Raw genomic sequence first — 11,926 nt, 5'->3', positions numbered from 1 at the left:
GGAGCTATGAATCCAGGAGAAGCTGGTGGTGGAGGAATCTACAATGAAGGTGGAGCAGTCGTAATTACTGGGACTGTGACAATAAGTAATAATTCGGCAACTGGTTCTACAAGTACTGGTGGTGGAGTTTTAGTGGCTGGCGGATCTTTAGATGCAGTTGGTACCACAATATCTGGAAACGGAGCAAATCGTGCTGGTGGAGGAATTGAAGCAAATTCAAATGCTTCAGTTGATTTATCAAACGTAAATTTAAATATGAACACAGCTGGTGTAACCACTGGAGCAGGCGCACCAGGAAATGGTGGTGGACTTCATATAAGTGGAGCAAGTGCTGTTAATGTCACAGGAGGAACTGTAAACAGCAACATAGCAATGAGCGAAGGTGGTGGATTATGGAATGGAGCTGGAATGATGATTATCGATGGTGTGACTATGGATGGAAATACAGCAAGTGGAGCAGGAGTAGATAATGGTGGTGGAGCAGTTTATGCCTTAAATGGTGGTTCAGTTTCCATAATTAATGGTTCTATGTTAACTAATAACGTTGCAAACGGAACTTCTGGTTCTGGTGGAGCAGTATTAGTAGATGTGGATGCATCAATAAATATTGACGGTTCGACCTTAAATAACAATACGGCAAACCGTGCTGGTGGAGCAATAGAAATTGTTGCTGGGACAGGAACAGCTGTATTGAATGCGGTAATAATGAATATGAATAACGCAGGTGTTACACCGGCAGTAGCTGCACCTGGAAATGGTGGTGGAATTCATATTTCTGGAAATCAAGATATTGCTTTAACAAATTCTACAATTTCAAATAATACAGCAGCACGTGAAGGTGGTGGATTATGGAATGGAACTGGTTTGATGACGTTAACACAAATAACTATGGACGCAAACACAGCTGCTGGTAATACAGCTGATGATGGTGGTGCAGCAATATTTAATAATGGTGGTGATGTAATGGCAGATGGTTTAATTGCAACCAATAATTTGGCTCAGGGAACTTCTGCTTCTGGTGGAGCGGTCTTGAGTACAACGGGAACACTTTCTTTTGTGAATTCAACCTTTACGGGAAATTCTGCAAATAGAGCCGGTGGAGCCATCGAAGTGATTGATGGAACTCTCAACATTACAGATTCAGATTTATCGAGTAATGATGTTAATGGAACAGCTGGTACTCCAGCTCCCGGAAATGGTGGAGCAATTCATATAACTGGAGCAACTAACACTAATATTTTAAGATCGACTTTCAATAATAATTCAGCTGGCCGTGAAGGTGGCGCACTATGGAATCAAAATAATAGTGTTATGTCAGTAGATTTATCCACATTAGATGGTAACACTGCACTAGGTACTGACTTATTAAATGATGGTGGTGGAGCGATTTTCATTAATGGTGGAACGGTAAATGTTACCCAAACCACTATATCTAACAATAATGCAACTGCAAATGGTGGTGGAATAGGAAACCTCAATGGAACTCTTAATGTATCTAGATCTACAATTTCTGGAAATACAGCTGGAGCAAATGGTGGTGGAATAGTAAGTACAGGTCCAGCAACTACGTTAAATGCAGTTACCATTGCTCAAAATGACGCCACTACAGATGCTGGTGGAGTTGGTTTTGCAGCAGTTTCAGGTGGAAGTTTTAGTATCAAGAATACGATCATAGCAGAAAACACTTCAGCAAATGGAGTGCCTAATATAGGTGTAAGTGTAGGTGCATTTACTTCTTTAGGTTTCAACCTTATTGAAACTGATGATATTGCAGACTTTACAGCAATAGCATCAGACATAGTAGGAACAACAGCTGCTCCAGAATATGCAGCGTTAGGTCCACTACAAAATAATGGTGGAATGACTTTTACTCATGCTATTATGAACGGAACAAGAGCTTTTGATGCTGGTGGAACAGATACATTTTTAGATCAAATTGATCAAGCATTATTTGGAACTCGTGATATAGGTGCTTTTGAATCTCAAGTGACTTTAAGTAATGATGATTTTGAATCTGGTTTTATCTCAAGTAAGATTTATCCAAATCCTGCTGATGGAGAAACAGTTCAGCTAGAAGTATCTCCATCTTTTCAATCTAATGTTACTTATCAAGTCATAGAAATGACTGGTAAAACAGTGATGACTAGAGAAGCTACTGTTGGAGCACAAACTATTGATGTAAGTGATTTTGCATCTGGTGCGTACATCTTAAGATTAGAATCTGCTGGTAGAGTAGAGACTTTAAGATTGTTAGTGAAATAAAAAGTTAGGTTGGTTTAGTTAGTGAAAAACCTGTCTGTTTTATTATGGGCAGGTTTTTTTTATGACGCTTTCGCGAAAGCGTACTTCAATATCCAACAACAATAAAGCAGCTCATTTCTATTAAAGAAATGAGCTGCTTTTTTTTACTCAAATTTAAATTATACTTCTACGGCATCTGTTTGATTTCTGAAAACCAAATCTCCTTCATGTTCATCTATGAGAACGATACTGTCAGTAGAAATCGCACCCGATAGAATCTGTTTAGAAAGTTCATTCATCACGTTCTTTTGAATTACTCTTTTCACAGGTCTTGCTCCATATTGAGGATCATAACCTTGTAAGGCAAGCAAATCAATCGCTGCTGGTGTGGCATCTATAGTAATTCCTTGAAGTGCCAGCATTTTAGTAACACCTTTTAACTGTAAGCCTACAATCTGTCTAATTTCTTTTTTAGCAAGTGGTGTAAACATTACAATATCATCAATACGGTTAATAAACTCTGGTCGTACGCGTTGCTTTAAAGCTATGAGGACTTCCTTTTTAGTCTCTTCCATTAACTCTTCTGTAACTGAAGTTGCATTTTCAAAACGCTCTTGTATCAATTCTGCTCCCATATTTGAAGTCATAATGATTATGGTGTTCTTGAAATCGGCAACGCGACCTTTATTGTCTGTTAATCGACCTTCATCGAGTACTTGTAAGAGAATATTAAATGCATCTGGATGCGCTTTTTCAATCTCATCTAGGAGTACTACAGAATATGGTTTTCTTCTCACTGCCTCAGTAAGTTGTCCACCTTCATCATATCCTACATATCCTGGAGGAGCACCTACTAATCTGCTCACGCTATGACGTTCTTGATATTCACTCATATCTATGCGAGTAATTGAGTTTTCATCATTGAACAAATAATCTGCCAGAGCTTTTGCGAGCTCTGTTTTTCCTACTCCAGTAGTACCTAAGAAAAGGAAAGAACCGACTGGCTTTTTCTGATCTTGCAATCCTGCGCGACTTCGTCTTACTGCATCACTTACCGCGACGATTGCTTCTTGCTGTCCTATCACACGTTTGTGAAGTTCATCTTCTAGCTTGAGTAGTTTATCACGCTCGCTTTGAATCATTTTAGTCACTGGGATTCCGGTCCACTTTGCAACAACTTCGGCGATGTCGTCATAAGTTACTTCTTCTTTAATAAGAGTTGTGGCCGTATCATTCTCATCTACTTCTTTTTGAAGTTTTTCAAGTCCTTCTTGAGCCTCTTTAATCTTACCGTATCGCAGCTCTGCTACTTTTCCGTAATCGCCATCACGCTCAGCACGTTCTGCTTGTTGCTTGAAAAACTCGATATCGCTTTTTGCGGTTTGAAGCGCATCTACTATATCTTTTTCATTCACCCATTGAGCATTTATCTCATTACGAGATTCTTTATAGTTAGCAAGTTCGTTACGTAAAGATTTGAGTTTATTCTCGTCATTTTCACGTTTAATTGCTTCTATTTCAATCTCTAGCTGCATGATTTTACGATCCAGTACGTCTAGTTCCTCAGGTTTTGAGTTGATTTCCATACGCAGTTTAGCCGCAGCTTCATCCATTAAATCGATGGCTTTATCTGGTAGAAAACGATTTGTAATATAACGTTGCGATAATTCTACCGCACCTATAATCGCCTCATCTTTGATGCGCACTTTATGATGTGTTTCATATTTGTCCTTAATACCACGCAAAATAGAAATCGCACTTTCAGTATCTGGCTCATCTACAAGTACTTTTTGAAAACGTCTTTCTAGAGCTTTGTCCTTTTCAAAATATTTTTGATACTCATCTAGAGTAGTGGCACCTATGGCGCGTAGTTCTCCACGAGCAAGTGCAGGTTTTAAAATATTTGCAGCATCCATGGCTCCTTGTCCACCACCAGCACCTACAAGTGTGTGAATCTCATCTATAAATAAAACGATGTCTCCAGAACTATTTGTGACTTCTTTTATCACCGCTTTTAAGCGTTCTTCAAATTCTCCTTTATACTTTGCACCAGCGATAAGTGCTCCCATATCGAGTGAGAAGATTTGCTTGTTTTTCAAATTCTCTGGAACATCTCCAGCAACGATACGGTGTGCAAGCCCTTCAGCAATTGCGGTTTTACCTACTCCAGGTTCACCTACAAGCATTGGGTTATTTTTTGTACGTCTGGAAAGGATTTGAAGAATGCGTCTTATCTCTTCATCACGTCCTATTACAGGATCTAGCTTTCCTTGATCTGCTAGTTGATTGAGATTTTTTGCATACTTGTTTAAACTATTATAAGTTTCCTCAGCGCTAGCGCTAGTTACTCTGCTACCTTGTCTTAATTCTTCGATCGCCTTTTTCAATTGATCATTAGTAATTCCTTGATCTTTTAAAATACGTGCAGCAGTTGATTTACTATCAAAAATGGCAAGTAGCAAGTGTTCTAAACTTACGTACTCATCATTCATTTTAGTAGCAATACTCATGGCGTTATTTACCATTTTACCAGCATCGCTAGATAATTGAATGTCTCCACCACTTACTTTTGCAATTGACACTAAGCTGCTGTCTATAAGCTGAGTAACTAAAGGCAGGTTCACATTTAATTTATTAAAGATAAATGGAAGTACATTCTCATCTTCTCTAATCATTCCTTTTAATATATGCAGATTCTCAATAAATTGATGACCTGACTCTTGTGCAAGTTGTTGCGCTACCTGGAGCGCTTCTTGCGATTTTATAGTTAATTGATTCAAATTCATTTTTTCTCTTTTACTTTAACTAGTCAATTGTTATACCTCTTCTGAAAATTGTCAAAAAGTCACATTAAATGCAAATATTTACGACAAACTGTCTGTTAGTAATTCGTTGTGTAGAAATAATTGTTACAATCATTATCTTTGTAATTTAGTAGTAGAATTTGAATATACACGCTTTCGCGAAAGCGAGATAATCAATAATAATAATACATGGGACTGTTAGATAAGTTGTTTAAATCACAACGTGAGATTGCAAAGGATGAGATTCAACAAGGATTGCCATGGCAAATGCTGGAGTCTGAAGATCAGTTAAATAACTTGATTTCTAATTCAAAAAAGAAAACCAAAGTTATTTTTAAACACAGCACGCGTTGCGGTATTTCTAGAATGGTTCTTAAGAATTTTGAATCTGGATACACGTTGAAAGATGAAGATGCAAGTTTTTACTTACTAGATTTATTGAATCATAGAGAATTAAGTAACACGATTGCGAGCAGACTTAACGTCATGCACCAGTCGCCACAAATTATCGTTATCGATAATGAAGAGATTATTCATACCGATTCACACCATGGAATCGATATTAAAAGAGTAGAACAATTAATAAGAAAAGAAGCATAATATGAAATTTAATAAACTATTAATCCTCACGGTTGTGGTGACTTTGTTTTCTTGTAAAACAAATGTGTTTACGGGTAAAAAGACGCTTAACTTTATGTCTAACAGCCAGTTGTTTCCGATGGCTTTTGGTCAGTATGATGAATTCCTTAATACTAATAAGGTTGTTACTGGAACTGCTGAGGCTGAAATGATTACTAGAACTGGAAGCAAAATTAAAACAGCTGCTCAACGCTGGCTGAATGCTCTAGGCGAGGAATCTTACCTAAACGGTTATGAATGGGAATATAACTTAGTAGATGATCCTACTGTTAATGCATGGTGTATGCCAGGTGGGAAAATCGTTTTTTATACAGGGATTTTACCTATTTGTCAAGATGAAACTGGAGTTGCCATAGTAATGGGTCATGAAGTGGCACATGCTCTTGCAAATCATGGTGGACAGCGCATGAGTGCTGGACAATTACAGGCTCTAGGTGCAGTAGGTGTTGCTGTAGGTGGACAAGTAGGTGGATTAAATGAGTCTACACAACAAATTTTAAATCAAGCTTATGGTTTAGGTTCTCAATTAGGAGGAATGTTGCCATTCTCAAGGTCACATGAAACCGAAGCTGATAAAATAGGATTATACCTTGCCGCAATTGCTGGTTATAATCCAGATGAAGGTGCTCGTTTATGGGAACGTATGAAAGCAAATAGTGGTGGCGGCGCTCCACCTGAAATTTTAAGCACGCACCCGTCAAATGATAGCCGTATCGCATTTTTAAAACAACTTGCACCGCAAGCAAAAGCTGAAGCTCGTAAATACGGAGTGACTTCTTTCAAATAAACGTTTGATTTTACATACTTTTAAAGGGTTCTTAATAGAACCCTTTTTTTATGAAAAATACTTTACCACGCGGTCACAAGAAATTACGCAATGCATGGGCATTTTATGACTGGGCAAACTCCGTTTATTCACTTGTAATTACTAGCGCAATATTTCCCATATTTTATTCAGTCGTAAGTGCTGATGCATATGAAAAGGGAAATGTTCCTGAGTTTTTAAAAGATGTGAATAAAGAGAATATCATATTTGTGACGACTGCAGTAGCTTTTTTAGTAGTTAGTTTTCTTTCTCCTATTCTATCTGGTATCGCTGACTATTCTGGTCAAAAGAAGCGTTTCATGCAGTTCTTTTGCTATCTCGGTGGATTGTGTTGCATAGGTTTAGCGTTTTTTAGTTTTGACTATTTATGGTTCAGTCTGGCGATGTATTTTCTTGCTCTTATTGGATTTTGGGGTAGTTTAGTCTTTTACAATAGTTATTTACCAGACATTGCTTTACCCGAGCAGCAGGACGCTACCAGTGCCAAAGGTTTTTCTCTAGGTTATATAGGTAGCGTGTTATTATTAGTGTTTTGCCTTGTGCTTATTGAAGGAGGATTTTATCCTGAGAAAGGACTGTTTCCAGATAGCAACATTTTAGCTTTAACAGCAGTGGAGCTATCATTTATACTCGTAGGAATATGGTGGATGGGTTTTGCTCAATACACCTATGCTTACTTACCACTTGGAACTAAAAAAGATACGAGCGAAGTCAAAAACATCTTCACAAATGGTTTTAAAGAGTTGCGTAAAATATGGAATCAGTTAGGAGATAATAAACAGATGAAACGCTATCTAGCAGCATTTTTTGTGTATAGTATGGCAGTTCAAACGGTGATGCTGGTCGCGACTTACTTCGGTACAGAAGAAGTTGCTTGGGAAGAAGGTGGCGCAACTATGGGTTTGATTGTTTCTATACTATTGATTCAAGTAGTGGCCATAGGTGGTGCATTCATAGCGAGCTGGCTATCTAAAAAGTACGGAAATATCAGAGTATTAATTGTTATCAATATAATTTGGGTGGCGATATGTATTTATGGCTATTTCGTTTATTCACCCATGGAGTTTTACTTAACAGCTGCTGCAGTAGGATTTGTAATGGGATCGATACAATCGCTTTCGCGAAGCACGTATTCTAAAATGATTCCAGATGGTAATCCAGATACGGCATCCTATTTCAGCTTTTATGATGTGGCCGAAAAAATAGGAATCGTGATTGGAATGAGCATTTTTACTCTTGTGACACAATTAAGTGGTTCCATGCGAGGCAGTATACTATTTCTCGTAGTGTTCTTTATAATAGGAGTATTGCTATTGTTGCGTGTGCCTAAAGTAAAAATTATTAAGCGGGAAGAATTCTAAGGAGTCCTGCGCACTCCTTGCAATAGGTCGGTATTAAATTCTTCATCATCATCAGATTTATGGAGTACTGAAATTGCTCCTGTGGATTCTAATACGACTGCAGCTACTTGACTATAATTTAAAACGTTTGCTTCTCTCAGTTTTGCAATCAATTGGCCTTTATCGATACGAGCATGCTTTAGATTTTCATCAAGCATTTTTTCTCCGTCCATGAGTAATAAAGGAGCGTTTGATATCAAATTTTTAATGAATGTTACTTTACGTTGTAATGTAGAAAAGATAAAGGTAAGTAACAGTAAACCAGCAATAGCTGTAACTCCTTGAGCAATTGTAGTACTTGAAGTAAGTGTAGAAGAGATGATGCTACCTATAGCCACAGTAAATGCAAAATCATAGGCTGTAAACTTTGCAAAGGAGCGCAATCCAACGATTCGTGTGAGAACAATTATTGCTATAAATATTAAAAAGCAAGCTGCAATAGTTTGTAATAAAGGGTCGTCTGATTGATAAATCCAGTCCATAATTGAGTTTTTATTAATTCATCACAAATTATGGATTCTGGCTAACTCATTGCGTGAGTATTATGTTAAAGATTGATTTTATTTATAATAATTAGTAATAAATATAGAATTACAGCAAGGTTTTATTATAATCTACAGCCAAATCAATCCAGTACTCCAGATCTGATTCCAAATCAAATCCTTCAGGAGTGACAAAAATATAACCCTTCATAGGTCTGCCTGTAAAGTCCATGGGCAAGCACACTTCTTTTATGATTTCTGTTTGGTAGGCTTCGGTGCCTATTTTCAACATTAATAAACTGTCACCATATTTTTTATCGATGTGGATTCCACAACTCATTTTATCATTAATCATAAAAATGAGTCCACCCATCATTTTTTTATCGTGAAATTGCACTTTTTTAGATTCAAGAATGAGTCTAATACGTTCTCCTAAATATTCATCGTAAGCCATTATAATTTATCATTTAAAGGTAATTTCTTTTTTCCCCAAGCAAGCACTTGAACACCATCTGAATATGCAGCTCTATGTGGATTATTACCTATTAGGTTATGAAACCTTGGGTAGTTGATGTTTAACTCGTCGATTTCAATTTCGTTCATAGGCCATTCTTGATGATGGATTTCAAACTCGTTGATAGTTGTTTCAGTATCTTGAAATAATGCATACCGCTCTGTAAGCCATTTGTCAAGTTTTGATTTATCTGTAATCGTTTTTCCTATGGAATACTTGATATCTAGCTCATCATTAAATGCGGCATTTTTAGATGTATAATGATTATTACTGTGTCGAATCTTTGAATAGCGATAGGGCAGTTGTGAAAGACTTTTTGCAATTCTACAAGACCATTTTTTTCCACCTTCCATGCTTAAGAAATAGACACCAGTCTTCCCATTATACTTCACATAAGTACGAATGTTGATTTCATGAAAATTTGAGATAGGAGCAAAAGCTGGTAAGTTTCTAGGCCTAATTTTTTCCATGGTAAATGCCACGACAGAGATCCAAGGTTTACCATCAAACAAATCAATTTCCAAGTCTTGCGGTACAAACTCCTTCAAGTCTTCAAGCTCCACTTGCCAGTGCATAAATATCGCTCGATTCCATTCCTGGTAATACTTCCAGCGCTGCGCAGGCAATTCCCAAGGTCGATGCTCAGTGATTTTTAATAGATCTGTTATTGTCATAATTTAAGGTAAGTTAAATTTATTGAATATGAGGTTTAATCAGTATGTTCCATCATTTGAAATTAACTTTGCTGGCGGTAATAGAATATAAAAAATCCCTATTTACTTTTGAAAATAGGGATTTAATAAATAAGTCTTGTAAGATTATTTAATAGAATGAATCATTAAAAAAGTCCTTCGTTCTTATTATTAAAGTAATTGAAATCGTGATTGTTTTCAATCTTTAGTAAAGATTCATAAATCATTTTAATCACGTTTTCCACATCATCTCTGTGTACCATTTCAACTGTAGTATGCATGTAACGTAATGGCAACGAGATTAATGCGCTAGGAACACCACCATTTGAATAAGCAAACGCATCAGTATCTGTTCCAGTGGAACGAGATGTTGCTCTGCGTTGGTATGGGATTTTGTTAGCATCAGCCGCGTCCATAATGAGGTTACGCAGGTTGTTTTGTATTGCTGGTGCATAGGCTAGGACTGGACCTTTTCCTATAGCGGCATCACCGTTTGATTTTTTATCAATCATAGGTGTGGTCGTATCATGAGTTACGTCAGTTACAATTGCAACGTTAGGTTTGATGGTTTGTGTAATCATCTCTGCACCGCGCAATCCTATTTCTTCCTGAACTGAATTAGTCACATATAAACCAAAATCTAATTTCTGTTTATTTTCTTTTAATAAACGTGCCACCTCTGCAATCATGAATCCACCCATGCGGTTATCGAGTGCACGACACACAAATTTGTTCTTGTTCAGCACAAAAAACTCATCTGGATACGTAATTACACAACCTACATCTACACCTAGCTTGAGAACTTCATCTTTAGACTCACAGCCACAATCTATAAAAATGTTGTCAGGTTTAGGTGGTGCTTCTTTTGCCTTACTACGTGTGTGAATCGCTGGCCAGCCAAAAACTCCTGTTACGATTCCTTTTTTAGTATGAATATTTACTTTCTTAGAAGGAGCGATTTGATGATCAGATCCACCATTGCGCACCACATAAATCAATCCGTCGTCTGTGATGTAATTCACGTACCACGAGATCTCGTCGGCATGGCCTTCTATAACAACTTTGAATTTTGCGTCAGGATTTATAACACCTACTGCAGTTCCATAATTATCTGTAATGAACTCATCTACATAAGGTTTAAGGTAGTCCATCCACACTTTTTGCCCGTTCCATTCATATCCTGTAGGAGATGCTGTATTAAGGTATTTTTCTAGAAAATCTAGAGACTTTTTATTTAAAATGCTTTTTCCAGCCATGTTATAAAATTTAGCTGTGAAGATAATAAAGAGCCACATAAATCGCTATTAATAGGCGAGCTTTCTTATTTTTGGAATGCTTTTGGCAACAGGTTTTATATGAGTTTAAGAATATTAATTTTATTGATGGTTTTTTTGAGTTCCGCTTTCGCGAAAGCGCAAGTCAAACCAACACAAATGCCCGTAAAAGCAGACTCGGTAAAAACACCTGAGTACTTCTTTATAGATGGCGATTCACTTAGTGCCATAGAACTAGATCGAGTGATGTTGCTGCAGTCATTAAGATTTGACAGTAAATATGAAAATATACGTTACCAAATTATCAAGCGCAAAGTCAAGAAAGTATGGCCGTATGCAAAACTAGCGGCAGAACGACTCACGGAGCTAGACCGCAGGCTGGCCTCACTAGAATATGAAAGTGATAAGAAAAAATATACTAAAATAGTACAGCGTTACGTAGAAGAAGAATTTACAACTGAGCTTAAAAAACTCACAACTACCGAAGGTCAAATTCTTATCAAACTCATTCACCGTCAAACGGGTATGACGACTTTTGATCTTTTAAAACAATTGCGCAATGGATGGAGCGCGTTCTGGTTTAAGAATGCTGCAAGCCTTTTTGATATCGATTTAAAAGCCGAGTATAATCCTGAGAAAAACATTGAAGATTTTTACATTGAAGATGTATTATTGAACGAGTTCAAGCATGAAACGCTAGAAGAGCAAGAGCCTGCCATTTCTTATGACTATTTTAAAGGACGTGAGTCCTGGAATGAGTATGAGGATAATTTGCCTAAAGATTATGACTCTATCCAACTTGCAAAACGTTCCAAAATACGTAAAGAATATCTCGAGAAAAAAGCTAAAAAAGACAAGAAAAAACGCAAGAAACTAGAGCGCAAGAGATTGCGAGAAAGTAAGAAGTAGTTTTTTCAATATTCAGTCTTCAGTTAAAAACAAAAAATAAAAATAGCTCCTTTCCTCAGATGAGGAAAGGTGGGCAAAGTTTGCGATAGCAAGCTTTGGTCGGAAAGGTTGAAAACACGTATGACGTTCCTATAATCCAATCGTA

General features: G+C 37.2%; 10 protein-coding genes. 5 read left to right on the top strand and 5 right to left on the bottom strand.

The annotated features are described in order from the left end of the window. The coding region (locus ACSHWW_RS14000) for a beta strand repeat-containing protein (protein WP_435683093.1) at positions 1-2,262 on the top strand (2,262 nt) is incomplete at its 5' end. 158 nt (positions 2,263-2,420) lie between these two features. Here the strand turns inward: ACSHWW_RS14000 and clpB are convergent. Continuing rightward, complete coding sequence (gene clpB / locus ACSHWW_RS13995; RefSeq protein WP_435683092.1) at positions 2,421-5,027, bottom strand: ATP-dependent chaperone ClpB; 2,607 nt, start codon at positions 5,025-5,027, stop codon at positions 2,421-2,423. Between the two features lie 207 nt (positions 5,028-5,234). On the opposite strand from clpB, the gene ytxJ reads away from it, so the two are divergent. Genes ytxJ through ACSHWW_RS13980 form a run of 3 tightly spaced genes read left to right on the top strand, consistent with a single transcriptional unit; the run spans position 5,235 to position 7,871 of the window. Beyond that, complete coding sequence (gene ytxJ, locus ACSHWW_RS13990; protein ID WP_435683091.1) at positions 5,235-5,645, top strand: bacillithiol system redox-active protein YtxJ; 411 nt, start codon at positions 5,235-5,237, stop codon at positions 5,643-5,645. A 1-nt stretch (position 5,646) separates the two neighbouring features. Next, positions 5,647-6,471 carry a M48 family metallopeptidase gene (locus ACSHWW_RS13985; RefSeq protein WP_435683090.1) on the top strand — a complete coding sequence of 275 codons (825 nt, stop codon included), beginning with the start codon at positions 5,647-5,649 and terminating at the stop codon, positions 6,469-6,471. Positions 6,472-6,521: 50 nt separating this feature from the next. After that, a complete protein-coding gene (locus tag ACSHWW_RS13980; protein ID WP_435683089.1) occupies positions 6,522-7,871 on the top strand; it encodes an MFS transporter in 1,350 nt (449 codons plus the stop codon). On the opposite strand, the gene ACSHWW_RS13975 is transcribed toward ACSHWW_RS13980, so the two are convergent. The 4 genes from ACSHWW_RS13975 to ACSHWW_RS13960 all read right to left on the bottom strand — a co-directional run bounded on the left by ACSHWW_RS13975 (position 7,868) and on the right by ACSHWW_RS13960 (position 10,854). After that, positions 7,868-8,392 (bottom strand): DUF421 domain-containing protein, encoded by a 525-nt coding sequence (locus ACSHWW_RS13975; protein ID WP_435683088.1) that lies wholly within the window; start codon positions 8,390-8,392, stop codon positions 7,868-7,870. The genes ACSHWW_RS13980 and ACSHWW_RS13975 overlap by 4 nt on opposite strands. Before the next feature lie 109 nt (positions 8,393-8,501). Continuing rightward, positions 8,502-8,846, bottom strand: a complete 345-nt coding sequence (locus tag ACSHWW_RS13970) for a TfoX/Sxy family protein (RefSeq protein ID WP_435683087.1) — start codon at positions 8,844-8,846, stop codon at positions 8,502-8,504. Then, a complete protein-coding gene (locus ACSHWW_RS13965) occupies positions 8,846-9,580 on the bottom strand; it encodes a YqjF family protein (protein ID WP_435683086.1) in 735 nt (244 codons plus the stop codon). The genes ACSHWW_RS13970 and ACSHWW_RS13965 overlap by 1 nt, the downstream gene beginning before the upstream one ends. Before the next feature lie 164 nt (positions 9,581-9,744). Beyond that, entirely contained in the window at positions 9,745-10,854 is a 1,110-nt protein-coding gene (locus tag ACSHWW_RS13960) for a M42 family metallopeptidase (RefSeq protein WP_435683085.1), read from the bottom strand. 99 nt (positions 10,855-10,953) lie between these two features. On the opposite strand from ACSHWW_RS13960, the gene ACSHWW_RS13955 reads away from it, so the two are divergent. Further along, complete coding sequence (locus tag ACSHWW_RS13955; RefSeq protein WP_435683084.1) at positions 10,954-11,781, top strand: DUF4294 domain-containing protein; 828 nt, start codon at positions 10,954-10,956, stop codon at positions 11,779-11,781. Positions 11,782-11,926: the final 145 nt, after the last annotated feature.

This window comes from Nonlabens sp. (genome assembly GCF_051251825.1).
In the GTDB taxonomy this organism is placed as follows: domain Bacteria; phylum Bacteroidota; class Bacteroidia; order Flavobacteriales; family Flavobacteriaceae; genus Nonlabens.
Note: the sequence above shows the minus strand (reverse complement) of the source record. Positions and strands in the feature narration are given on the sequence as shown.